The sequence below is a fragment of the Micromonospora sp. NPDC049529 genome, from assembly GCF_055586685.1.
On sequence record NZ_JBVJHT010000001.1, the window covers coordinates 99,690 to 121,969 of the forward strand.

The 22,280-nt window shown below is 70.8% G+C and carries 24 protein-coding genes; 20 read left to right on the plus strand and 4 right to left on the minus strand.

The window, feature by feature from the left end; translation table 11 throughout:
- Positions 1-96: 96 nt before the first annotated feature.
- The 11 genes from ACZ6QQ_RS00475 (at position 97) to ACZ6QQ_RS00525 (ending at position 11,388) form a co-directional block, all read left to right on the plus strand.
- A complete protein-coding gene (locus ACZ6QQ_RS00475) occupies positions 97-444 on the plus strand; it encodes a DUF485 domain-containing protein (RefSeq protein ID WP_465873129.1) in 348 nt (115 codons plus the stop codon).
- Entirely contained in the window at positions 444-2,117 is a 1,674-nt protein-coding gene (locus tag ACZ6QQ_RS00480; protein WP_465873130.1) for a solute symporter family protein, read from the plus strand. Before ACZ6QQ_RS00475 ends, ACZ6QQ_RS00480 begins: the two co-directional genes overlap by 1 nt.
- A gap of 198 nt (positions 2,118-2,315) precedes the next feature.
- Entirely contained in the window at positions 2,316-3,293 is a 978-nt protein-coding gene (locus tag ACZ6QQ_RS00485) for an NAD-dependent epimerase/dehydratase family protein (RefSeq protein ID WP_465873131.1), read from the plus strand.
- Between the two features lie 77 nt (positions 3,294-3,370).
- The gene (locus ACZ6QQ_RS00490) at positions 3,371-4,654 is read left to right on the plus strand and encodes an LCP family protein (protein ID WP_465873132.1); all 1,284 of its coding nucleotides are present in this window, start codon (positions 3,371-3,373) and stop codon (positions 4,652-4,654) included.
- Positions 4,655-4,797: 143 nt separating this feature from the next.
- Positions 4,798-5,994 carry an LCP family protein gene (locus ACZ6QQ_RS00495; RefSeq protein ID WP_465873133.1) on the plus strand — a complete coding sequence of 399 codons (1,197 nt, stop codon included), beginning with the start codon at positions 4,798-4,800 and terminating at the stop codon, positions 5,992-5,994.
- 108 nt (positions 5,995-6,102) lie between these two features.
- Positions 6,103-7,185 (plus strand): LCP family protein, encoded by a 1,083-nt coding sequence (locus tag ACZ6QQ_RS00500; protein WP_465873134.1) that lies wholly within the window; start codon positions 6,103-6,105, stop codon positions 7,183-7,185.
- 55 nt (positions 7,186-7,240) lie between these two features.
- The gene (locus tag ACZ6QQ_RS00505; RefSeq protein WP_465873135.1) at positions 7,241-7,576 is read left to right on the plus strand and encodes a rhodanese-like domain-containing protein; all 336 of its coding nucleotides are present in this window, start codon (positions 7,241-7,243) and stop codon (positions 7,574-7,576) included.
- A gap of 1 nt (position 7,577) precedes the next feature.
- Positions 7,578-8,375, plus strand: coding sequence for a glycerophosphodiester phosphodiesterase (locus ACZ6QQ_RS00510; RefSeq protein WP_465873136.1), 798 nt, complete (start codon positions 7,578-7,580; stop codon positions 8,373-8,375).
- 51 nt (positions 8,376-8,426) lie between these two features.
- Positions 8,427-9,887: an ATP-binding protein gene (locus ACZ6QQ_RS00515; RefSeq protein ID WP_465873137.1), complete on the plus strand. Its 1,461-nt coding sequence runs from the start codon at positions 8,427-8,429 to the stop codon at positions 9,885-9,887.
- A gap of 9 nt (positions 9,888-9,896) precedes the next feature.
- The gene (locus ACZ6QQ_RS00520) at positions 9,897-10,373 is read left to right on the plus strand and encodes an ATP-binding protein (RefSeq protein ID WP_465873138.1); all 477 of its coding nucleotides are present in this window, start codon (positions 9,897-9,899) and stop codon (positions 10,371-10,373) included.
- A gap of 91 nt (positions 10,374-10,464) precedes the next feature.
- Positions 10,465-11,388 (plus strand): DUF5926 family protein, encoded by a 924-nt coding sequence (locus ACZ6QQ_RS00525; protein ID WP_465873139.1) that lies wholly within the window; start codon positions 10,465-10,467, stop codon positions 11,386-11,388.
- 32 nt (positions 11,389-11,420) lie between these two features.
- On the opposite strand, the gene ACZ6QQ_RS00530 is transcribed toward ACZ6QQ_RS00525, so the two are convergent.
- On the minus strand, positions 11,421-12,629 hold the full coding sequence (locus tag ACZ6QQ_RS00530; RefSeq protein ID WP_465873140.1) for an arginine deiminase: 1,209 nt from the start codon (positions 12,627-12,629) through the stop codon (positions 11,421-11,423).
- Between the two features lie 159 nt (positions 12,630-12,788).
- On the opposite strand from ACZ6QQ_RS00530, the gene ACZ6QQ_RS00535 reads away from it, so the two are divergent.
- From ACZ6QQ_RS00535 to pheA, 5 genes are all read left to right on the plus strand, one after another.
- Complete coding sequence (locus ACZ6QQ_RS00535; protein ID WP_465873141.1) at positions 12,789-13,526, plus strand: hypothetical protein; 738 nt, start codon at positions 12,789-12,791, stop codon at positions 13,524-13,526.
- Between the two features lie 182 nt (positions 13,527-13,708).
- Positions 13,709-14,170 carry a hypothetical protein gene (locus tag ACZ6QQ_RS00540; protein WP_465873142.1) on the plus strand — a complete coding sequence of 154 codons (462 nt, stop codon included), beginning with the start codon at positions 13,709-13,711 and terminating at the stop codon, positions 14,168-14,170.
- 75 nt (positions 14,171-14,245) lie between these two features.
- Positions 14,246-14,635 carry an ACT domain-containing protein gene (locus tag ACZ6QQ_RS00545; protein WP_465873143.1) on the plus strand — a complete coding sequence of 130 codons (390 nt, stop codon included), beginning with the start codon at positions 14,246-14,248 and terminating at the stop codon, positions 14,633-14,635.
- Positions 14,636-14,722: 87 nt separating this feature from the next.
- Positions 14,723-15,304 (plus strand): hypothetical protein, encoded by a 582-nt coding sequence (locus ACZ6QQ_RS00550; protein ID WP_465873144.1) that lies wholly within the window; start codon positions 14,723-14,725, stop codon positions 15,302-15,304.
- 10 nt (positions 15,305-15,314) lie between these two features.
- Positions 15,315-16,271: a prephenate dehydratase gene (pheA, locus tag ACZ6QQ_RS00555; RefSeq protein WP_465873145.1), complete on the plus strand. Its 957-nt coding sequence runs from the start codon at positions 15,315-15,317 to the stop codon at positions 16,269-16,271.
- Between the two features lie 54 nt (positions 16,272-16,325).
- Here the strand turns inward: pheA and ACZ6QQ_RS00560 are convergent, their stop codons facing one another.
- From ACZ6QQ_RS00560 to ACZ6QQ_RS00570, 3 genes are all read right to left on the minus strand, one after another.
- On the minus strand, positions 16,326-17,048 hold the full coding sequence (locus ACZ6QQ_RS00560) for an AIM24 family protein (protein WP_465873146.1): 723 nt from the start codon (positions 17,046-17,048) through the stop codon (positions 16,326-16,328).
- Between the two features lie 86 nt (positions 17,049-17,134).
- Entirely contained in the window at positions 17,135-17,497 is a 363-nt protein-coding gene (locus ACZ6QQ_RS00565) for a metallopeptidase family protein (protein ID WP_465873147.1), read from the minus strand.
- A 145-nt stretch (positions 17,498-17,642) separates the two neighbouring features.
- The gene (locus tag ACZ6QQ_RS00570; protein ID WP_465873148.1) at positions 17,643-18,074 is read right to left on the minus strand and encodes an OsmC family protein; all 432 of its coding nucleotides are present in this window, start codon (positions 18,072-18,074) and stop codon (positions 17,643-17,645) included.
- 147 nt (positions 18,075-18,221) lie between these two features.
- On the opposite strand from ACZ6QQ_RS00570, the gene ACZ6QQ_RS00575 reads away from it, so the two are divergent.
- The 4 genes from ACZ6QQ_RS00575 (at position 18,222) to ACZ6QQ_RS00590 (ending at position 22,192) form a co-directional block, all read left to right on the plus strand.
- Positions 18,222-18,992 (plus strand): hypothetical protein, encoded by a 771-nt coding sequence (locus ACZ6QQ_RS00575; protein ID WP_465873149.1) that lies wholly within the window; start codon positions 18,222-18,224, stop codon positions 18,990-18,992.
- Between the two features lie 106 nt (positions 18,993-19,098).
- Positions 19,099-20,358, plus strand: coding sequence for a serine--tRNA ligase (gene serS / locus ACZ6QQ_RS00580; protein WP_465873150.1), 1,260 nt, complete (start codon positions 19,099-19,101; stop codon positions 20,356-20,358).
- Between the two features lie 206 nt (positions 20,359-20,564).
- Positions 20,565-21,386 carry an HAD family hydrolase gene (locus ACZ6QQ_RS00585; protein ID WP_465873151.1) on the plus strand — a complete coding sequence of 274 codons (822 nt, stop codon included), beginning with the start codon at positions 20,565-20,567 and terminating at the stop codon, positions 21,384-21,386.
- The gene (locus tag ACZ6QQ_RS00590) at positions 21,386-22,192 is read left to right on the plus strand and encodes an HAD family hydrolase (RefSeq protein ID WP_465873152.1); all 807 of its coding nucleotides are present in this window, start codon (positions 21,386-21,388) and stop codon (positions 22,190-22,192) included. The genes ACZ6QQ_RS00585 and ACZ6QQ_RS00590 overlap by 1 nt, the downstream gene beginning before the upstream one ends.
- The last annotated feature ends 88 nt before the right edge of the window (positions 22,193-22,280 follow it).

Sequence of the window (22,280 nt, forward strand, 5' to 3'; positions counted from 1 at the left end):
CAGCCGCCCGCAGCGGCCCTCGCCCGGCTTTCCCGCAGGTCGGCCGGGTCCTTACGGTGCGCGAAATCCCCCACACCTGCGAAGGTGGTGACTCCCATGTCCACGGATGCTCCCGCGCCGGCCAACGCGCCGGATCGGTACATCGCCGTTCAACAGTCGGACGAGTTCAGCGGGCTCCGCAAGGCGCTGCGCGGTTTCGTCTTCCCGATGACGGTGGCGTTCTTCCTCTGGTACGCGCTCTACGTGATCCTCTCCGCGTACGCACGCGGCTTCATGAGCACGAAGCTCTTCGGTAGCAACATCAACGTGGCGCTCATCTTCGGGCTGCTCCAGTTCGTCTCCACGTTCCTGATCGCCTGGCTGTACTCCCGCTACGCCGATCGGAAGCTGGACCCGGTCGCGGACAAGATCCGGGAAGAGCTCGACAAGGGGGCTGAGTCCTGATGGAGACCGTGTTCGCCGCGGCGGCCGGTGACAGCACCGCCCGTACGCTGACCATCACCCTGTTCCTGGTCTTCGTCGCGGCCACCCTGGGCATCACCATCTGGGCCAGCCGGCAGACGAAGACCGCGACCGACTTCTACGCCGGTGGCCGTTCGTTCTCCGGTTTCCAGAACGGCATGGCGATCGGCGGCGACTACATGTCGGCGGCGTCGTTCCTCGGGATCGCCGGCATCATCGCCCTGTACGGCTACGACGGCTTCCTCTACTCGATCGGCTTCCTGGTCGCGTGGCTGGTCGCGCTCCTGCTGGTGGCCGAACTGCTGCGTAACTCCGGCCGGTACACGATGGCGGACGTACTGGCGTTCCGGATGCGGCAGCGGCCGGTCCGGACCGCGGCCGCCGTCTCCACCATCACCGTGTCGATCTTCTACCTGCTGGCCCAGATGGTCGGCGCGGGCGCGCTGGTCGCGCTGCTGCTGGGGATCCGGCCGGGGACGACGTTCATGGGCATGGACGCCGACGCCGCCAAGATCGCGACCATCATCCTGGTCGGCGCCCTCATGATCATCTACGTCACCGTGGGCGGCATGAAGGGCACCACCTACGTGCAGATCGTCAAGGCGTTCCTGCTGATGACCGGCGCGCTGGTGATGACCCTGCTGGTGCTGGCGCACTACAAGTTCAACCTCTCCGCGCTGCTCGGCGACGCGGCGGCCTCCTCCGGCAAGGGGGACGCCTTCCTCGAACCCGGACTGCGGTACGGCGTGGAGGTGGCCGGCAACGCCACCCAGACCTTCTACAACAAGGTCGACCTGCTCTCGCTCGGCATCGCCCTGGTGCTCGGCACCGCCGGTCTGCCGCACATCCTGATCCGCTTCTACACCGTGCCGACCGCCAAGGCGGCTCGTAAGAGCGTGCTCTGGGCAATCGGCATCATCGGCACCTTCTACCTGTTCACCCTGGCCCTCGGCTTCGGCGCGGCGGCCCTGGTGGGCGGTGAGGCGATCACCGCGCAGGACAAGGCCGGCAACACCGCCGCGCCGCAGCTCGCCCAGGCCCTCGGCGCCGACTTCTTCGGCGGCGAACTGGGCGGTGCCACCCTGCTCGCGATCATCGCGGCGGTCGCCTTCGCCACCATCCTCGCCGTGGTCGCCGGGCTCACCCTGGCGTCGTCGTCGAGCCTGGCGCACGACTTCTACGCCAACGTGATCAAGCGTGGCGAGGCGTCGGAGCGGCAGGAGGTCCGGGTCGCCCGGATCTCGGCGTTCGTGATCGGCGCGATCTCGATCGCACTGTCGATCTTCGCGCAGAACCTCAACGTCGCCTTCCTGGTGGCGCTGGCGTTCGCGGTCGCCGCGTCCGGCAACCTGCCGGCCATCCTGTTCAGCCTGTTCTGGAAGCGGTTCAACACCTCCGGCGCGGTCTGGGCGATCTACGGCGGGCTGCTCAGCGCCGTACTGCTGGTGTTCTTCTCGCCGGTCGTCTCCGGGGCGCCGACCTCGATGTTCCCGGACCAGGACTGGCAGTGGTTCCCGCTGTCCAACCCGGGCATCATCTCGATCCCGCTCGGCTTCTTGGCCGGCTGGATCGGCACGATCGTCTCCAAGGAGACCGACGAGGAGAAGTACGCGGAGTTGGAGGTACGGGCGCTCACCGGACACGGCGCGCACTGATCCGATCCGGGCACCACGCGTCGGTGCCGGGCGACCTCTCCGGTTGCCCGGCACCGAACCGGCTCGTCGCCCGGCACCGACCCGCATTCCGGGACCCTGAGCGACCGATCAACAACACAGTGGCACGACCCGTACCGCACGATCACCCCCCGCCACCCATGACCCACCTGGCAGCGGCGATCTGGGTAGGCTGGAGGCATGGTGGTAGCCCAGCGATTCGGACAAGGTCACCGCATTCTCGTCACCGGAGGCGCTGGCTTCGTCCCGTCTCACCTGGTCGACGCGCTGATCGCCCGTGGTTGCACGGTGGTCGCGGTGGACAACTTCGTCACCGGGTCGAAGGAGAATGTAGCCCACCTGATCGAGCACCCCCGGTTCACCCTGATCGAGGCCGACGTCTCCGACGGGCTGCCCGAGCACCAACCGGCGATCGCCGCGCGGTTCGACGCGATCCTGCACCTGGCGTCCCCGGCGAGCCCGACCGACTTCGCCACGCTTCCGATCGAGATCCTGCGGGTCGGTTCCATCGCCACCCTGCACCTGCTCGACCGGGCCGTCGCCGACGGTGCCCGGTTCGTCATGGCCTCCACCTCCGAGGCGTACGGCGACCCCAAGGAGCACCCGCAGCAGGAGACCTACTGGGGCAACGTGAACCCGGTCGGCATCCGCAGCGTCTACGACGAGGCCAAGCGCTTCGCCGAGGCGGCCACCATGGCGTACCACCGCTTCCACGGGCTCGACGCGGGCATCGTCCGGATCTTCAACACGTACGGGCCCCGCATGCGGCCGGACGACGGGCGGGCCATCCCGACCTTCATCACCCAGGCCCTGCGCGGTGAGCCGATCACGGTGCACGGCACCGGCGCCCAGACCCGCTCGATCTGCTACGTGGACGACCTGGTCCGGGGCATCCTGATGCTGCTCGACTCGACCGAGACCGGTCCGATCAACTGCGGCACCGAGCACGAGGTCAGCATGACCGAGCTGGCCGAACTGATCGTGACCCTGACCGGCAGCCGTTCCTCGGTGACGTACGTCAACCGGACCGCGGACGACCCGGAGATGCGCCGGCCCGACCTGACCCTGGCCCGTGAGCGGCTCGGCTACGCGCCGACGATCCCGCCGCAGGAGGGCCTGCGCCGCACGATCGAGCACTTCACCCAGCGGTTGGGCTGACCCCGGAGCGGCGATTTCGGACCGACCCGGCGGTTGCTGCCCAGCGGCCCTTGGCTTCGCTCCGTACCCTGATGCACATGTCAGCGAGCGCGTCCGTCGGTCCCCTGCCCGCCACCGCCTACTCGCGATCGAGCGGTGGCACCGCCGGGCGCGGGTCCGGCTCCGGCTCCGATTCCGGACGTACCGGCCGCACCTACGGCCGCGCCCCGCGCAGCCGCGACCGGGAGCAGGATCGGGAGTACGGTGCCGCTTCCGGCGGCCCGTCCGGACCGGGTGGACCGGACGGACCCGGTGGACCGGGTGGACCGGGTGGACCCCGTGGACCGCTGCCGCCCGGCGGTCCGGGACGCCCCGGCCCGCGCCCGCGCTGGGGCCGGATCGCCCTGGTGGCCGGCGCCGCCGTGCTCGTCCTCGCCCTGATCGCCGCGGGTGGCACCTGGATCTACGTCCGCGGGCTGGACGACGACCTGGCCCGTACCGACCCGTTCTCGCAGCTCACCGGCGACCGACCGAAGTCGGTCAGCGGCGCGCTCAACATCCTGCTGGTGGGGAGCGACTCGCGCGACCCCGACGCACCGGTGGACCAGTCGAGCGAATGGCGGGCCGACACGATCATCGTGATGCACATACCGGCCAACCACAAAGAGGCGTATCTCGTCTCCATTCCCCGCGATCTATACGTACCCATTCCGGACGGGGCCGGGGCGGAGTGTGGCAGCGGAGCGCGAGGAAAGATTAACGGTGCGTTCGCGGTCGGTGGACTGCCGCTGGCCGTACGGACCGTCGAGTGCGTCACCGACGTCCGCATCAACCACGTGATGGCGATCGACTTCGGCGGCTTCAAGGAGGTCACCGACGCACTCGGCGGGGTCGACCTGACCGTCGAGCAGACCACCACCTCGATCCACAAGCCCTTCCGCAAGTTCAACAAGGGCGTCAACCACATGAACGGCACCGAGGCGCTCGACTGGATCCGGCAGCGCTACCAGTTCCCCGACGGCGACTTCGCCCGGATGCGCCACCAGCAGGAGTTCCTCAAGGCACTGCTGGACAAGGCGGCGAGTTCCGGCACGCTGAGCAACCCGACGAAGCTCAACGCCTTCCTCAAGTCGGTCACCTCGGCGGTCACCGTGGACGAGGGTTTCTCGTTGGTTGACATGGCGGTCGAGTTCCGCAACCTGCGGGGCGAGAACCTGCGCTTCTACACCAGCCCGAACCGGGGCAGCGAGACCATCAACGGGGAGTCGGTGGTGGTCTCCGACCGGGAGAAGGCGCTGGCGATGTACCAGGCGATGGCGGACGACAAGATGGCCGAGTGGATGCAGGCGAACGGCGCACCGGCAACCCCGGACAGTAACTGAATGGCAGCGGAACTGTCCGAATCGAACCTTCGGCGGGGACACACGGTGAACAAGACACGGGTTTGAAACGTACGAGACTCGCGCTATTCCGCCCTTGTCCGTACAGTGGGCTCGCCCCCATCGATCCGCGAACTGGAGCGAGCATGCCGGTTCAGACCAGCCGACGTTCCCCGTCGCCGGACCAGACCGAGACCTCGGGCCGCGCCGGAGCAGCCGGAAAGTCCGGACGACCCGGCAAGCGCGCCCGGCGCAAGGATCCGCTCTGGGCCCGACTCGCCCTGGTGATGGGCGCCGTGCTGGTGGTGAGCAGCGGTGTCGCGATCGTCGGCAGCAAGGCCGTGATCAGCCAGGCCACCAGCGGCATCGAGCAGGAGAACCTGCTCGGTGACGCCGGGAAGTCCGACGCCGAGGGCGGCAAGGACCTCGAAGGTTCGATCAACATGCTCCTGCTCGGTGTGGACGTTCGCGGCGCGTGGGGCCCGGAGAACGTCCGCGCGGACACCATCATCGTGCTGCACATCCCGGCCAGCCACGATCAGGCGTACCTGGTCTCCATCCCCCGGGACACCGAGGTGGAGGTCCCGGCGTCGAAGAAGAGCGGCTGGGCGGGCGGCACGGCGAAAATCAACAGCGCGTTCGAGATCGGGGCCAAGAACGGGGCTGGCTGGGCCGGCGGCGCCCAGATGATGGCGGCGACGATCAAGAACCTGACCGGCATCAGCTTCGACGGTGCCGCGATCATCAACTTCGAGGGCTTCAAGAAGGTCATCGACGCGCTCGGCTCGGTGCATCTCTGCGTCGACCAGGAGGTCACCTCGTACCACATGAAGTGGGTCGAGGACCGGCCGATGTGGAACTCGGACGCCGAGCGGTCCGGCAAGCCGATGAAGCCGATCGTGCACAAGAAGGGCTGCCGGGACATGAAGGGCTGGGAGGCGCTCGACTTCTCCCGCCAGCGTTACGGCCTGAAGAACGGCGACTACGACCGGCAGCAGCACCAGCAGCAGCTGATCAAGGCGATGGCCAAGAAGGCGATGGACAGCGGGGTCATCAGCAACCCGATCAAGCTCAACGGGCTGGTGAAGTCCGCCGGTGAGGCGTTCGTGCTGGACACCGGTGGGACGCCGATCGCCGACTTCGTCTTCACGATGCGCGGCGTGGCCGCCAACGACCTGGTCATGCTCCGGACGAACGACGGCCACTTCAACTCCGTCAAGGAGGGCGCCGAGGAGCGCGAGCGGCTCAAGCCGATCAGCCTGGAGATGTTCAAGGCGGTCAAGGACGACAAGCTCGCCGAGTTCATCGCGGCCAACCCGAACGTGATCTCCACCAAGAAATAACCGGTACGACGCTACAAACGCCACCGGACGGGTAGCCCGGATTCAGGCCGGCGTGGGAGGTCCCCACGCGGCAGGGTCCGGGAGGCTGTCACGTTCCGATCGAAGCGGGTGACCCGGGATCAACCGGAGCACACGAGACGCGAGTCCGATTCATCGCCCTCGGGCGGATCGGGGCGCCGCCGTACGAAGCGGGCACGCCGTACCGCACGTTGGCCCAAGTTCCTGCTCGGCCTCGGCATCGTCCTGGTGCTGGTCGCGGTCGGCGCCGGCCTGAGCCTGCGCGGCGTGACCCAACGGTACGAGGGCAGCGTGGCCAAGGAACTGCTGCTCGATCCGGCCGCCCGGCGGGACGGGGCGGGCGGCAACGGCCCGCTCAACTACCTGCTGGTCGGCTCCGACCGGCGGGCCGCCACGGAGCAGGCCGACCAGCGGGCGGACACGATCCTGATCGCGCACATCCCGGCCGGGCTGAACCGGGCCTACCTGATCTCCGTACCCCGGGATCTGCTGGTGGAGATCCCGCCGTCACCGGGGAGCGCCTATCCCGGCGGATCTGACAAGATCAACTCAGCGTTCCACTTCGGCGGCGGCGGACAGCCCGGCGCACGACTGCTCTCCGCGACCCTGACCCAGGTCACCGGAATCCGGTTCGACGGCGCCGCACTGATCGACTTCTCCGGCTTCCGCAAGGTCATCGACCTGCTCGGCGGCGTACGGATGTGCGTCGACACCCCGGTCCGGTCGATCCACACCAACACCCAGTTCAACCCCGGCTGCCAGGAGATGAACGGGGCGACCGCGCTGGACTACGCCCGCCAGCGGTACGACCTGCCGGCGGGCGACTTCGACCGGCAGCGGCACCAGCAGCAGCTGCTCCGGGCGATCATGGACAAGGCCAGCGCCAGTGACCTGCGTACCAACCCGATGAAGCTCGACCAGGTGATCCGCGCGGTCGGCGCCTCGCTGACCGTCGACACCAACGGCAAACCGACCCAGGACATCCTGTTCGGCCTGCGCGGGCTCCGCCCCGAGGCAATGAAGGGCATCCAGGTGCCGTCCCGCTCGGAGATGATCGGCGACACGTCGTACGTGGTGCTGGACGAGGGCGCGGCCGGACTGTTCCAGTCGCTGCGCGGCCCCGATCTGGACGGATGGGTACAGGCGAACCCAAAATGGGTGAACAGACTGTAGGGCTCGCCCCGCCCGGACGCGCCGGGTCGGCCGGCCTGGCTCTAGGCTGGGTGCCGTGAACGGATCAGGAATCCCCACCGTGACGGTGTCCGAGGTCGACGACGAGGCGTACCTGCTCGACGTGCGCGAACCCGACGAGTGGGCGGCCGGCCACGCGCCCGGCGCCCACCACCTGCCGATGATGGAGGTGCCGGCCCGGCTCGCCGAACTCCCCACCGACCAGGACGTGGTCGTGGTCTGCCGGTCCGGCGGCCGATCCGGTCAGGTGGTCTCCTACCTGCTCGCCAACGGCTGGGACAACGTGCGCAACCTCGACGGCGGCATGCAGCAGTGGGCCGCCTCCGGCCGGCCGGTGACCAGCGAGAACGGGCAGCCGGCCCGAGTCATCTGAGATGGCCGGCCCGCTCGTGTTCGCCCATCGCGGTTCCTCCGCGGTGCTGCCCGAACACACCCTGGCCGCGTACCTGCGGGCGCTCGACGAGGGCGCCGACGGGTTGGAGTGCGACGTCCGGCTGACCCGCGACGGGCACCTGGTCTGCGTACACGACCGGCGGTTGGACCGGACCAGCAACGGCACCGGGCTGGTGAGCACGCGCACCCTCGCCGAGCTGGACCAGCTCGACTTCGGCTCGTGGCACACCGCACCGGCCGGCGAGGACCTGCCGACCGACGTACCGGCCGACCCGTCCCGGACCCGGCTGCTCACCCTCGACCGGCTGCTGGCCGCCGTCCGGGCCGCCGGTCGCCCGGTCGAGCTGCTGATCGAGACCAAACACCCCACCCGGTACGGGGCCGACGTCGAGCGCCGGCTGGTCGAGCTGCTCCGCCGGCACGGGCTGGTCGGCGCCGGCCCAGACGATCCCGTACGGGTCACCGTCATGTCGTTCTCGCCGCTGGCCGTACGCCGGATCCGCGAACTGGCACCCCGGCTGCCCACGGTGCTCCTGCTCGAAGTGCTGCCGCCCTGGCTGCGGATGGGCCGGCTGCCGTTCGGCGCCCGGATCGCCGGCCCCGGCGTCGGTCTGCTCCGGGCCCGTCCCCGGTTGGTGCCGGCGTTGCGCGCCGCCGGGAACCGGATCTATGTCTGGACGGTCAACGAGCCGGCCGATCTGGATCTGGTCCTCGACCAGGGAGTGGACGGCATCATCACCGACCGTCCGGCACTGGTTCTCGACCGGTTGGGGCGCTGACCGGAGGACCGGGACTGCCCAAAGCCGACCGGAGAAGGCAGACTCGGGGCCATGCCGGACCGCCCCGATTACCCCGCGCTCGTTGCCGGCCACACCGTCGTCATCGAGATGATCAATTCCGGTGACGCCGCACTGCCGGTCCTCGGTCACCTGCTCCGGGTCGCCCAGCGGACCGTCGACGCGGCCGGCATGGCCTTTGTGGAGTACGGCCCCACCCGGGGTCGGATCATCGCCGCGACCGGTGCCGCCGAGTGGGCGCTCGGGCGGCCGGTGCCGCTCGACGACCCGGCCACCGACCGGCTGCGGCACGGCCCCCGGGTGCAGGACATGCGGGTCGACGCCCTCTCCTGGGAACTCGCCCGCCAGCCCGACGGGTCGGATCTGCGCCGGATGGTGGTCGCGCGGGCGGAGATCGGCGGCGTGATGATCGGCAGCCTGCACGCCCTCTATCCGGACGGCGACGACCACTGCGGTACGGAGTACCGCAGTGTGCTGACGTATCTCGCCTCCTGTGTCGCGCACATGTACGGCGACCAGGCGGGGCTGCCCGTACACGGGGACGGGCCGGTGGTGGCCGCGCTCGCCGACGGGCTCGCCATCGCCGACCGGGACGGCCTGGTCCGGCTCTGGAACCCGGCGGCGGAGAAGATCGTCGGGCGGACCGCCGCCCAGGTGCTCAACCGGCCGTTGCCGTTCCCGCTGCCGCCGCCGGGACAGGTGCTCGACCACCGGCTGCCGGACGGGCGGTGGCTCAAGATCACATCGGGCGAGTTGCCCGGCGCCGCCATCTCCCGGGTGGTCACCTTCCGGGACGTCACCGACCAGTTCCGGCAGGACCACGACACCGACCTGTTCGTCGCCGTCACCAGCCACGAACTCCGTACGCCGGTCACGGTGATCAAGGGGTACGCCGACACGCTCACCGACCACTGGGACTCACTCTCCGAACCGGACCGGCGCCAGGCGGCCCGGGTGATCGGGCAGCGGGCCGGTGAACTCGCCCGACTGGTCGACCGACTGCTCTCGGCGGCCAACGACGCGGGCCCCGTGGGCGGCGCCAACCCCGTACCGTTCGACCTGGTCGAGGCGTTGCGGGCGGCGGTGGCCGACCTGCCCGCGCAGCTGCGCCGCCGACTGGTCCTCGCGCTACCGGCGGATCTGCCCAAGGCGCTCGGCGACCGGGCCAGCCTGGCCACCGTGCTGACCGAACTGACCACCAACTCGGACAAGTACTCGCCCCCCGACTCCCCCGTCGAGCTGCGCGCCGAGGCCGACCGGCACACGGTGGCGTTCCGGGTCAGCGACCGGGGCGTCGGCATCCGACCCGAGCATGTGGAGCGGGCGTTCGACCGGTTCTGGCAGGGCGAGTCCGGTGACCGGCGGCGCTATCCCGGCGCCGGCCTCGGCCTCTACCTGGTCCGCCGGATCGTCGAACGACAGAATGGATGGGTTTCCCTGCGACCCAGGGCCGGGGGCGGTACGGTCGCAGAGGTGCGGCTGCCGAGAGGGTGATCCGCGCCGATGGATTCCGGCGGTGTCCGAGGAGGCACGTCCGTGGTTACGGGGATCGCTGAACGCTCCTGGTGTGTCGTCGTGCCGCACCAGGCGAGCGGTGCACGGACGGCCCGCCAGCGGCTGGCCACGGAACTTTCCGGGGTGATCCCGGCCGAACTGCTCGCCGACGTCGTCGCTGTCCTGGCCGAACTGGTCGGCAACGCGGTACGGCACGCCGAGCCGCTACCGGGCGGCGTGGTCCGGGTGGCCTGGCGGCTGCGTCACGGTCCCGGCACCGACGTGGTCGCGATCCGGGTCACCGATGGCGGGGCGAGCACATCGCCCCGGATCCGGACGGTCGGCCTGGACGCCGTCGACGGCCGGGGCCTGCACATCGTGACCGCGCTCACCACCGGGTGGGGGGTCGAACGGGACGGTCTCGGGCAGAGCGTCTGGGCCGAACTCGCCACCCCCGCCGTGGACCGTCTGGTCGCCCTGCACTGAGCCGCTCCGGTCGGCCCCACAGCGGGCCGATCCGGTCCGTACCGGGCCGAGCCGCCCGCGGTCGCAGCCCGATCCTCTAGGCTGTCTCGCCGTGAGCAAGCGTCGAAAGCAAACCGGGTCTGCGGCCGTTGCCGGTTCGAACAGCACTGCGGCCGGCGGCCAGCGGGCGAAGGAGAAGCGGGAGAAGATCCGCGACGTCTTCGTGCCCCGGCCGTTCGAGGGGCTCGCCGACGAGGCGGAGTGGATCGCCCTGCGCGAGCTCGTACCGGCCGCGTCGGCCCCGCTGCGGCTCACCCCGGACCTGGTCGAGCAGTACGGTGACCGCCCGGTGACGCTCTCCACCGTGCTCCCGATGGCCTGGCCGGCGATGACCAAACCGGACGGCCGGGTCTTCATCGGCCTACAACGGCACGACCAGTCCGGTGACGTCTCCCGGGACCTCGCCGTGGCGCTGCTCGCCGCCCTGGACGCCGAACCCGGCAAGCAGGTGTCGGTGCCGCCGCTGCCCGGCGTCGGACCCCGGTTGCAGGACCTGCTGGTGACCGACCGGCTCGACATCACCATGCACGAGGGTTTCGACTTCTGGCTGGACGCCGACGCCGCCGACGACCCGACCGTGCAGGCGTCGCTGGAACGGGCGAACGCGTCGATCTACCCGACCGTACGGCTGGCCGCCGCTCCGGCCGCGTACTGGTGCCGGGTGCCGGAGAAGAGCCACGTGCGCTGGGTGCTCCCCGACGACGAGGACGCCGCGCTCGACGCGCTGTCCCGGCTCAGCGCGGCCGGTGAGCTGACCCTGGGCGAGGGCACCCGGTTCGCCGGCATGTTCCGGGCCCACGGCCGCCTCGTACCGGTCTGGGACCTGCCCCGCGACCCGGAGGCGGACGAGTGGGAGACCCCGCTGGCCGACTTCGCCAAGCGGTACGCGACCGCGCTCGCCGAATCGGCACCGCTGGACGGCGCCGCCCGCCGCGCCCGGCAGGGCCTGGTCGGCCGCCAACTGACCCTGCGCTGAGCCCGGACGGCGCGGCTCCCGCAGCCGCGCCGTCACCGGAGCGGGTCGCGCACCAGCGGGCAGGACATGCAGCGCGGGCCGCCACGGCCGGAGCCGAGTTCGGAACCGGCGATCCGGATGACCTCGATCCCGGCCCGCTCCAGCTGCGCGTTCGTCTCCACGTTGCGTTCGTAGGCGACGCAGAGCCGGGGTGCCAGGGCCAGGGTGTTGTTGCCGTCGTCCCACTGTTCCCGTTCGGCGGTGACCGGGTCGAGACCGGTGTCGATGACCCGCAGGGTGTCCAGGTCCATCGCGTCGGCCGCCGCCCGCAGGAACGACGCCGGGCCGTCGACCTGTGGCTCGCCGTCGGGGCCGGCGACCACGGTGTACGCCGTCAGGGTGTCGGCGACGTTGGCGTACATCAGCACCATGTCGGTGTCGACCATGGTGCAGACGGTGTCCAGGTGCATGGTGGCGCGCTCCTGCGCGATCGGCACCACCAGGACGGTGTGCGCCAGGTCGGCGGCGAAGACCCGGCGGGCCAGCCGTTCGGCACCGGCCGGGGTGGTCCGCTCACCGACGCCGACCGCGATCACGCCGGGGGCGAGCAGCAGCACGTCGCCGCCCTCGATCCGCTCCAGGCCGGACTGGTAGACGAACGGCGTGCCGCCGAAGCGGGGGTGGTGCCGGTAGATCGCGTCGGTCAGCGAGGTCTCCCGCTGCCGGGCCGGCATGGTGAGACTCGTCACTGCGGCGTGGTCCCGAATCCAGGTGGATGAATCTCTGGTGAAGAGAAGATTGGGCAACGGGTCGATGACGAAGTCGTGCCGGTCGAGCAACGTGTAGACCAACCCGCCCGGCCGGTCCCAGCTCGTACGGAGTTCCTCGTGCGCCAGCCCGGCGATGAGTACGCCGGCCAGCGCGGCCGGGTCGAGGTAGGTCAGGTGGTCCGCCACCCGCCGCCGCAGCGTCTCACCGAGCCGGGGGTCGGCGAGCACCTGTTCGGTCAGTTCGGCTCGGGCGTCGGCCAGGGCGAGCGTCTCGGCCAGCAGGTTTCCGAGGTACAGCACCTCGACCCCGTGGGAGGCGAGCGCGGCGGCGAAGGCGTCGTGCTCCTCCTGCGCCCGTCCAACCCATGGGATGGCGTCGAAGAGCAGTGAACCGTTGTTCCGGGGCGTGAGCCGGGCAAGCTCGCCGCCGGGGCGGTGCAGCAGCACCGTACGAAGACGACCTACCTCACTGTCGACGTAGTGTGTCACCATCGAAGCGTAGGGCAGGACTTGTCACCATCCGGGAAAACGGGCTGGGCATGAATATGGCATTCATCCATACTCACTCAGCGGTTCGCCTTGCAGAACCACCGGTGCGGCCACGTACGGTAGTGAAGACATAACCCGAGGGACCTTTTGCCGGAGGTCACGATGACTGTGTTTCCTGCGCGCCGCGCGGTTCCCACCGCTCGGGCCCTACCCGCCCCGCAACCCCACGGGCCGTCCGGGGAGCTCGAAGCAGTCCGACCCACCCCATTGGACTGGGCCCGCCGTCGCCGCGCCGAACGCGAGGCCCGCCGGCTCGAAGCGGCCGGTGCACGCGCACTCAACCAGCTCGACCACCTCGGTCCCTCCTGGCACGTGATCGACGTACCACGGGCCGACATGTCCGGCGCGACCCCGGTCCTCGACCGTGGCGCTCGCGACGACCGGGCCAGCTTCCTCGCCATCGGGCCCAGCGGACTGTTCGCGGTCACCATCGCCGACCACGGCCGGGCCCGCGTCATGATCGCCGGGGACGTGGTCCAGATCAACGGTAAGCGCCCGAACTACGTCGCCGAGGCGCGTCGGGACGCCAAGCGGGCGAGCAAGGCGCTCTCCACCGCGGTCGGCCTGAGCGTGCCCGTCACCCCCGTGCTCACCTTCGTCGGTTCCGGCGTGATCAGCGTCTACGGCCTGCCGAAGGAGTGTCTGGTCGCGACCCACCGCGAACTGGACCGGCTCCTGGTGGCCGGCGGCGCGCGGATCAGCGCCGCCACCGCCGAAAAACTCTCCCAGGTCGCGCAGGCGCCTTCGACCTGGTTGAACGGCCCCTACCGGTCAGCGGCGGACTACCGTTGGTACGAGGACGGCCGAACGGCCGCTGACAAGCGGGCCAGCCACCGGTAACGTCACCAGCCAGCGTCACCTATCGGGGCGAGAGTCCGCTTTCGCCCCCGTGACATCACTGGGTCCTGCCCGGGATCGGGTGCTGTCATGGCTCGCCGTCGCGACGGCCCCACCGGGGGTAAGCGCCACACCGTCGTCATCGGCTAGCGTGGGTCCGACCGGTGGAGTGCATAGGAGGCGCGGTGGCCCACGTCGAACTCTCACTCACCGAGGCGTTCGTCTCACCGACGACGGACACTTCGACGGGGTATGAGTCCGACAGCTTCGCCCACTGGTCCGCGAGCGTGTCCAGAGCGGCCGAACCGTGCCTGCTCATCGACATCCGTACCACCATCACCGCGATCTCCGGCTCCTGCTGCACCCTGCTCGGCCTCAGCGCCCCCGCGAAGGTGGTCGGCACCCCGCTGCTCGACGGTGAGCTGCGGTTGCTCGACTTCACCGCCGCCCGGGGCGAGTTGAACGAGCAGGAGGTCGACAAGATCCCGCCGCTGCTCGCGCTCAGCTCCGGCCGACTCACCCGCGGCCTCCTCCGGGTCCAGTCCGGCACCGGCCCGACAACCGACAACACGGTGGACGCGATCTCGACGCCGTTGCTCGTCGCGGGCGAGGTCGCCGGCTCCCTTACCTTCTTCGCCAAGGTCTGACCACCCGACCCACTGTGTCGCTCGCCGCACGGTAAGGAGTTGGGCGGCCGACCAGGCTCACCGTAAGGTGCCCTCATGTTGGATATCGCTCTGCTTCCGGAGGAGTACGCGGTGTGCCGGCTGCCGGCCGGCTCGTCGCTCCCCACCGGCCTGCTGAGTGGTGCGGCGGAGTCCGGTGTGCTGTCGGTGACCTGGACCGCCGACGAGGTGTCGATCATCTGCCGGGCCGACCGGGCGCCGGTCGAGGCCACCGTCGAGACCCCGTGGCGCTGCCTGCGGGTGGCCGGCCCGCTCGACATGGCGCTCACCGGGATCCTGGCCTCGCTGGTCGTACCGCTCGCCGACGCGCGGGTCAACATCTTCGCGTTCTCGACCTACGACACCGACTACCTGATGGTGCCGGCGGTCCGGCTCGCCGAGGCCCTGGCCACCCTGACCCACGCCGGGCACCGCGTCTCCGGCTGAGAGATCTACCTACGCCCGGTCGCAGGCAATACCATGGGGGCCCGGTCACCTGATCGGCTTTTCGGCCCCGGCGCAAGGAATCGGCCCGTGCTCCGCGCACCAACCATCCGTACCACCGTGGCCCGCCGGCTACTCGCCGGTGGGCTGCTCGTCGGTTGCGTCGTCCCGGCCGGCTGCGGCACCCCGCCCGAGCTACGCAAGCCGCCCGGCAGCGCACTGCCGTCGGCCACCGCACATCCCACGCCGACGAGCACGCCGGCCGCACCCCGTACCCCCACGCCCGGCACCACGCCGAGCCCCACGTCGCTGTTCGGCGAGAACACCGTTGTCGGGTGCCAGGGCAAACCCACCGCCGACCAGGTGGTCGCCCTGCTCCGCCGGTCGTCCACCGGAATCCCGCGCGGGGTCACCCTGACCGTGCCGGCACCCGGCCCGCTCTGCGCCGGCGACTGGCAGTACACCGTGGTCCAGGTCGGCGACCGGGGCCCGTGGCAGGTGGTGTCCCGGGGGCCGGCCACCGCATTGGTGCTGGTCACCGCCGGTACCGACGTGTGCAGCATCCCGGTACGGACCGGGGCACCCGCCGGCATCCGGACCGCCGCCTGCGAAACCCCGCCACCGGTGGGCACCGGCGGGTACACCAGCGCGCCGCCCACCACGGGTGCGTAGGCTGGACCGCATGCCCGGCACACCGCCGACCCGGTTCGTCTACCTCGGCCCCGAAGGAACCTTCGCCGAGCAGGCCCTGCGTACCCTGCCCGCCGCCGAGCGGGGCAGCCGTACGCCGGCGCGCAGCGTGCCGGAGGCCCTCGACGCGGTCCGCGACGACGACGCCGACGCGGCGCTGGTGCCACTGGAGAACTCCATCGGCGGCGCGGTCGGGGTGACCTTCGACGAGATCGTCGACGGCGCACCGCTGATGATCGCCCGCGAGGTGGTGCTGCCGGTCGAGTTCGTGCTCGCCGCCCGGCCGGGTCGGTCGCTGACCGAGATCCGTACCGTGGCCGCCCACCCGCAGGCGTCCACCCAGTGCCGGGGCTGGCTGCGGGAGCAGCTTCCGAACGCCACGGTGGTCGACGTGCTCTCCAACGGGGCAGCCGCCGCGGCCGCAGCCGCCGGGGAACAGGACGCCGCCATCTGCGCGCCGATCGGGGTGACCCGGCAGCGGCTGACCGTACTCGCCGAGAAAATCGCCGACCACGGCGACGCGGTCACCCGGTTCGTGCTGGTCACCCGGCCGACGACACCCCCGCCGCCGACCGGCGACGACGTGACCTCGTTGGCCGTCTTCATCGCCCACGACCGGGTCGGCGCGCTGTTGGCGGTCCTGATGGAACTCGCCGTACGCGGGGTGAACCTCACCCGGATCGAGTCCCGCCCCACCGGCGAAGCCCTCGGCCGGTACGTCTTCTTCCTCGACTGCACCGGACACGTCGCCGACGACCGGGTCGGCGAGGCGCTGCGCGGACTCCGCCGGATCTGCGCCGAGGTGCGCTTCCTCGGCTCGTACCCCCGGCACCGCTGGGGGGTGGCGCCGCACGAACGCCCGGTGCCGGCGCCACCGGGCCTCTCCGACGCCGACTACGCCGACGCGACCGCCTGGCTGACCCGGCTGCGCAGCGGCGACCTCGGCTGACCCGACGGGTCGCGGGGGACCGTCGCACGGCCACCCCGCGCCCGGGACGCCGGCTCAGCTCAGCAGGTTGCCCAGCAGTCCGCCCTGCTGTTCCTGCTGGCCACTGCCCTGCACCGGCGGCTCCTCCGACGGCTGCACCACCACGAAGCCCTGCCCGGCGAAGCTCATCGTGAACGCCTCCCCGGTACGGCGGCCGAGCAGGGTGCCGAGCCCGAGTTGCTCGGCCCGGTGGTAGCCGGTCTGCAGGCTCGCCGACCAGCAGACCGCCGCCTGCGGGTCGACGTACGTCGGCTGGTCGACGTTGAGCACGACCGGGGTGCCCTTGGTGGTGATCGCGATCCGGCCGTAGCCGGTGAACACGCAGTTGAACAGGCCGGAGGAGGAGGCCATGCCGGCGCCGCCGACCATCCGGATGTCGTACTGGAGGGTGGAGTCGAAGGCGAGCACGCTGGAGCCGTTGATCGACAACGCGTCGCCCGGCTCCAGGTCGATCAGGTGTACGTCGCTGGCGTAGTCGGCGAGGAAGACGTCGCCCCGGCCGGTGACCTTCATCAGCGGCACACCCTCGCCGGTGAGCTTCTGCTTGAGGAACTTTCCGAGGCCGCCGGAGCCGAGTGCCTGGAACTGCACCTGCCCCTGGTACGCCACCATCGAACCGACGCGGGCCATCGCCTCGCCGTTCAGCTCGATCTTCAGCATCTTGGAGTTCTGCAGCCGCAGGCCGGGCTGGTCGGACTCCTTCTCCAGATTCTCTGCCGAGAACAGCGCGCTGCGCATGGGTGTTCCTCCTGGTCGGGGTTGTGGCCCGAGGGTAGGCACCGGACGCAACCGGGGGCTACCCCCGGACGGCCGAGATCGGCCGCTCAGCCCCAGCCGAGGGCGTGCAGGCGCTCGTCGTCGATCCCGAAGTGGTGCGCGATCTCGTGCACCACGGTGACCGCGATCTCGTCGATCACCTCGTCGTCGTCCCGGCAGATCCGCAGGATCGGATAGCGGTAGATGAAGATCCGGTCGGGCAGTACGCCCGCGTAGTCCCAGCCCCGGCTGGTCAGCGCGTGGCCCTCGTAGAGTCCGAGCAGTTCGGGGCCGCCCTCGGGCGAGTGGTCCTCGACCAGGATCACCACGTTGCTCATCAACCGGAGCAACTCCTCGGGCACCTCGTCCAGTGCCTCGCCGACCAGCTCTTCGAAACGCTCTCGGCTCATCTCGACCGGCACGCTCACCATTGTGCCCGATCGGCGGGGGCCCGGCGGGCGTCGAACGTGCGGTACGGGTGAGCGCGGTGCCCCGGCAGCCGTACCGCCGGTCTGCCGACGCGTACGGGAGGTGCCGTGAACACCGCGCTCGGCGGTTCGGGTCAGCTGGACCCGATCAGGCGGAGAGGGTGGCGACCAGGGAGATCTCGGCGCCGGGCGAGAGCAGCCGGGAGATCGGGCAGTTCGCCTTGGCGGCCTCGGCCAGCTTCTGGAACTCGGCCTCGTCGACGCCCGGCACGTCCCCGACGGTTTCGAGGTCGATCCGGGTGACCGAGAAACCGGCGTCGGTCTTGTCGAGGTGGACCTTTGCCGTGGTGTCCACCGAGGTGGGCGTGAAGCCGGCGTCGGCGAGGGCCTTGGAGAAGGCCATCGAGAAGCAGCCGGCGTGAGCCGCGCCGATCAGCTCCTCGGGGTTGGTCCCCTCGCCCTCCTGGAACCGGGACTTGAATGAGTAGTTCCCCTCGAGTCCGCCGTTGCCGGTGCGGATCGTGCCGGAACCTTCGGTCAGGTTGCCCTGCCAGCGGGCGGAAGAAGTACGGATAGGCATGCCCACGACGCTAGTGCAAAGCGGCCGGCAACGCGACGAAGCGGGGCGGGACCATGGACACAGTGTGCCGGCGGCGTTCCCGGGCGCGGTCAGGAAGCTGTGTCATGATGCGGGACAGGACCGCGCTTACCCGGAAAGGGCTCGGCCATGTCCCAGGAGTACCCGATCCCCCGGCAGGATGTCCGGTCGGACGACGTCGCCATGGTGGAGTGGGGCGACCAGGACGAGCCGCACCGGCCCGGTCGCCGGGGCGACCTGTTGGCCCGACTCGGTCGGGACCCCCGGCTGGTGCCGGCGGTGGCCGCAGTCGGGGCGGCCGCGGTCTTCGCCTCGCTGGTCGGCGAGTGGACGATCATGCTGGCGCCTAACTTCGGCCCGGACGGCGGGACCATCGGCCGGACCCCGATCGGCGTCTCCGACTCGGCGAACTTCGGCATCGCGTACCTGGTCGGGGTCTTCGCCATCATCGGCTGCCTGGCCCTGGTGCTCTTCGGGACGGCCGCCGTACGGCGCAACGTCCGGGTGGTCGGCCTGGCGATCAGCGGTACGGTGCTCGCCGTACTCGTCGCCGCCTCGCTGACCCTGGACGACGTCTCCCGGCTCGGGCTGGGTGAGGACACCGGGCTGCGGATCGAGTACGGCCGGGGACTGCTGATGGCGTACGTCGGCACGGCGGTGCTCGGGTTCGCCCTGTACCTCGCCGGGCGGCTGATCGGACCCGACCAGGTTTCGCCGGTGTCGGTGGCGGCCGGGTCGGAGGAGACCGAGCCGGCGGACCCGGCCGGGGAACCGGCCTTCTCCTGGCGCCGCCCGACCGGGAGCGGCGACGCCGACGACGAGTTGGACGAACCGCCGCGCGACCTGACGGTCGGTCCGACCACCCCGTTCGCCTCGCCCGAACAGCCCGACGCCCGCTGACCACCGGCGATCGCGGGCCGAGGGTCGCCCGACCGGTCCCGCGTCGGCTCCGGCGGCGAGATATCGCGGTGAAGCCGGCCGGCGCTTCCCGGTAGGCTCACTTCCCGTGATTGACCTGCGTCTGCTTCGCGACGAACCGGAAACCGTCCGTGCCAGCCAGCGTGCCCGTGGCGAGTCCGAGTCGGTCGTCGACGACCTGCTCCGCGCCGACGAGCAGCGGCGGTCCGTCGTCGGCCGGTTCGAGGCACTGCGGGCCGAGCAGAAGCAGCTCGGCAAGCAGATGCCCAAGGCCACCGGGGACGAGCGGACCGCGCTGCTGGCGCGTACGAAGGAGCTTTCCGGTGAGGTGAAGGCGGCCGAGGCGGCCGTCACCGAGGCCGAGGCGGCGCTGCGCCGGGCGCAGTTCGCGGTTCCGAACGTGGTCCAGCCCGGCGCCCCGCCCGGCGGCGAGGACGACTACGTCGTGCTGCGCGAGGTCGGCGAGCGGCCGGCGATCGACAACCCGCGCGACCACCTCGAAATCGGGGAGGCGCTGCGGGCGATCGACATGGAACGCGGCGCCAAGGTCTCGGGCAGCCGGTTCTACTTCCTGACCGGGGTCGGAGCGCTGCTCCAGCTCGGCATGCTCCAGCTCGCCATCGCCCAGGCGGTCGAGTACGGCTTCATCCCGGCCATCACCCCGGCGCTGGTCAAGCCGGAGTCGATGGAGGGCACCGGTTTCCTCGGCGCGCACGCCAGCGAGGTCTACCGGCTCGACGCCGACGACATCTTCCTGGTCGGGACGAGCGAGGTGCCGCTGGCGGCGTACCACTCGGAGGAGATCCTGAAGCTGGACGGCGAGCCACTGCGCTACGCCGGCTGGTCGTCCTGCTTCCGCCGGGAGGCCGGCTCGTACGGCAAGGACACCCGGGGGATCATGCGGGTGCACCAGTTCGACAAGGTCGAGATGTTCTCCTACTGCCGGCCGGAGCAGGCCGCCGACGAACACCTGCGGCTGCTCGCCTGGGAGGAGGAGATGCTGGCCAAGGTCGAGATCCCGTACCGGGTGATCGACGTGGCAGCCGGTGACCTGGGGTCGAGCGCCGCCCGCAAGTTCGACTGCGAGGCGTGGGTGCCGTCGCAGGGGCGATACCGGGAGGTCACCTCGACCTCGAACTGCACCAGCTTCCAGGCTCGCCGGCTGAACGTCCGCTACCGGGACGCGGACGGCAAGCCGCAGTTCGCCGCCACGCTCAACGGCACCCTCGCCACCACCCGGTGGCTGGTTCCGATCCTGGAGAACCACCAGCAACCGGACGGTTCGGTACGGGTCCCCAAGGCGCTCCAGCCGTACCTCGGCGGCCGGGACGTCCTCGAACCGCGTTGATCCGAAAGCGGACACCGGGTGCCGGATGGTCGGCTCGGCCATCCGGCACCTGCACGCTGGTACGGGAGTATTAGCACGGAAGTCATGGGCACGTAGCACGGCGTGAGATACGGTTGCTCCCCCGTCGCCACGGACAGACCCTCGGAACTGGGCGAATCCCACCAGTTCGACCGGGTCGGCGGAGGTGGCGGGGCGAGGGAGGAATCATGCCGCGACCCGGACTACCCAAGCTGGTGGCCACCGACCTGGACGGCACCCTGGTACGCAGCGACGACACGGTCTCGGCCTTCACCCACGAGGTCCTCGACCGGGTACGCGCCGCCGGGATCCCGGTGGTCGGCGCGACCGGACGTGGCCCACGCCTGGCCGAGCTGTCCCGCAACGACATCCGGGCCGCCGACTTCCTGGTGATGGCCGGTGGCGGCTGGGTGGTGGACCAGACCGACCCGCTCGGGCCGGTGGTTCTGCGCGACGAGCGGCTGCCCGGCGGAACCCTCGCCGCCCTGCTCGGCGCCCTGGAGGCCGAGGTCGGCCCGCTCACCGTCATGGTCGAGGCGCTGGACGCCGTGGACGCGCCGCTCTGGGGTGACTACGACCCGAGCTGGCCGTACCCGGAACGGTTCGAGGCCCGGTCCCGGCTCGACTGCTGCGCCAGCGAAGTGATCAAGGCGTTCGCCCGTACGCCGGGCCACGACGTCGACGCGCTGCTCGCCGCCGCCCGCCGGATCGTGCCACCGGAGCAGGCCACCATCACCCAGGCCGGGCAGGGCTTCATCGAGATCAGCCCGGCCGGGGTGGACAAGGCCACCGGACTGGCCGTGGTGGCCGAACGACTCGGGGTCGACCCGGCCGAGGTCCTCGTCTTCGGCGACATGCCCAACGACCTGCCGATGTTCGAGTGGGCCGGCTGGGGTCGGGTCGCCGTCTCCAACGCCCACCCGACGGTCCGCTCGATCGCCGACGAGATCACCCTGCGCAACGACGACGACGGGGTCGCGGTCTACCTGGACCGGCTACTGTCGCACTGATGGATCAACCGCCCCGCCTGATCGCCACCGACCTGGACGGCACCCTGCTCCGCCGGGACCGGACGGTCAGCGCACGGACCGCCGACGCGCTCGCCCGCAGCACGGCGGCGGGGGCGCAGGTCGTACTCGTCACCGGCCGGCCGATCCGCTGGCTCAACGGCGTGTACGAGCAACTGCGGGCCACCGTACCGGCGGTCTGCGCCAACGGGGCCGTGGTCTACGACCCGGACGAGGACGTGGTGCTGCGGGCCGACCCGCTCGCCCCCGAACTGCTGGCCGAGGTGGCCCGCCGGCTCCGGGCGGAGGTGCCCGGCGTACGGCTCGCGGTCGAGGTCACCGACGGTCGGCAGATGCGGCACGAGGTCGACTGGCCGTTGCGCTGGGACGGCGACATGGCGGACATCCGGAGCATCGAGTCACCGGAGGAGCTTTTCTCCGTACCGGCGGTCAAGCTGCTCGCGCGTGCCGGCACCCAGGATCCGGACGTGTTCGTCAAGGTGGTGGCCGGGGCCGTGGCGGGCCTGGCCGAGGCGACGCACTCGTCCAACTCCGGGTTGGTCGAGATCTCGGCGGCGGGAGTGACGAAGGCGGCCGGGTTGGCGTGGCTCTGCGCGCGGCACGGGGTGAGTGCCGAGCAGGTCGTGGCGTTCGGGGACATGCCGAACGATCTGCCGATGCTGTCTTGGGCGGGGCGGGCCGTCGCGGTGGCCAACGCCCACCCCTCGGTGTTGTCGGTTGCCGATGTTGTTGTCGGCTCGAACGACGAGGATGGCGTGGCTTCTTACCTGGAATCGTTGTTCTTGTAGCGGCTTGGGGTGGGGGGAGTTTGGGGGGGGGGGTTGCCCCCCCCTCCGTTCCCCCGTCCCCCCCCACCCGGCCCCCACCCCCCACCCC

Excerpts from the sequence above, each read along its gene's own strand:
- ACZ6QQ_RS00495 (WP_465873133.1), top strand. The coding sequence starts at position 4,798 with ATGCCGGTTCAGACCAGCCGACGTTCCCCGTCGCCGGACCAGACCGAG.
- ACZ6QQ_RS00560 (WP_465873146.1), bottom strand. The coding sequence starts at position 17,048 with ATGCGCAGCGCGCTGTTCTCGGCAGAGAATCTGGAGAAGGAGTCCGAC.
- ACZ6QQ_RS00590 (WP_465873152.1), top strand. The coding sequence starts at position 21,386 with ATGGATCAACCGCCCCGCCTGATCGCCACCGACCTGGACGGCACCCTG.
- ACZ6QQ_RS00485 (WP_465873131.1), top strand. The coding sequence starts at position 2,316 with ATGGTGGTAGCCCAGCGATTCGGACAAGGTCACCGCATTCTCGTCACC.
- ACZ6QQ_RS00475 (WP_465873129.1), top strand. The coding sequence starts at position 97 with ATGTCCACGGATGCTCCCGCGCCGGCCAACGCGCCGGATCGGTACATC.
- ACZ6QQ_RS00570 (WP_465873148.1), bottom strand. The coding sequence starts at position 18,074 with ATGCCTATCCGTACTTCTTCCGCCCGCTGGCAGGGCAACCTGACCGAA.
- ACZ6QQ_RS00480 (WP_465873130.1), top strand. The coding sequence starts at position 444 with ATGGAGACCGTGTTCGCCGCGGCGGCCGGTGACAGCACCGCCCGTACG.
- ACZ6QQ_RS00565 (WP_465873147.1), bottom strand. The coding sequence starts at position 17,497 with ATGGTGAGCGTGCCGGTCGAGATGAGCCGAGAGCGTTTCGAAGAGCTG.
- ACZ6QQ_RS00585 (WP_465873151.1), top strand. The coding sequence starts at position 20,565 with ATGCCGCGACCCGGACTACCCAAGCTGGTGGCCACCGACCTGGACGGC.
- ACZ6QQ_RS00535 (WP_465873141.1), top strand. The coding sequence starts at position 12,789 with ATGACTGTGTTTCCTGCGCGCCGCGCGGTTCCCACCGCTCGGGCCCTA.
- ACZ6QQ_RS00545 (WP_465873143.1), top strand. The coding sequence starts at position 14,246 with ATGTTGGATATCGCTCTGCTTCCGGAGGAGTACGCGGTGTGCCGGCTG.
- ACZ6QQ_RS00515 (WP_465873137.1), top strand. The coding sequence starts at position 8,427 with ATGCCGGACCGCCCCGATTACCCCGCGCTCGTTGCCGGCCACACCGTC.
- ACZ6QQ_RS00530 (WP_465873140.1), bottom strand. The coding sequence starts at position 12,629 with ATGGTGACACACTACGTCGACAGTGAGGTAGGTCGTCTTCGTACGGTG.
- ACZ6QQ_RS00520 (WP_465873138.1), top strand. The coding sequence starts at position 9,897 with ATGGATTCCGGCGGTGTCCGAGGAGGCACGTCCGTGGTTACGGGGATC.
- ACZ6QQ_RS00490 (WP_465873132.1), top strand. The coding sequence starts at position 3,371 with ATGTCAGCGAGCGCGTCCGTCGGTCCCCTGCCCGCCACCGCCTACTCG.
- ACZ6QQ_RS00575 (WP_465873149.1), top strand. The coding sequence starts at position 18,222 with ATGTCCCAGGAGTACCCGATCCCCCGGCAGGATGTCCGGTCGGACGAC.
- pheA (WP_465873145.1), top strand. The coding sequence starts at position 15,315 with ATGCCCGGCACACCGCCGACCCGGTTCGTCTACCTCGGCCCCGAAGGA.
- ACZ6QQ_RS00510 (WP_465873136.1), top strand. The coding sequence starts at position 7,578 with ATGGCCGGCCCGCTCGTGTTCGCCCATCGCGGTTCCTCCGCGGTGCTG.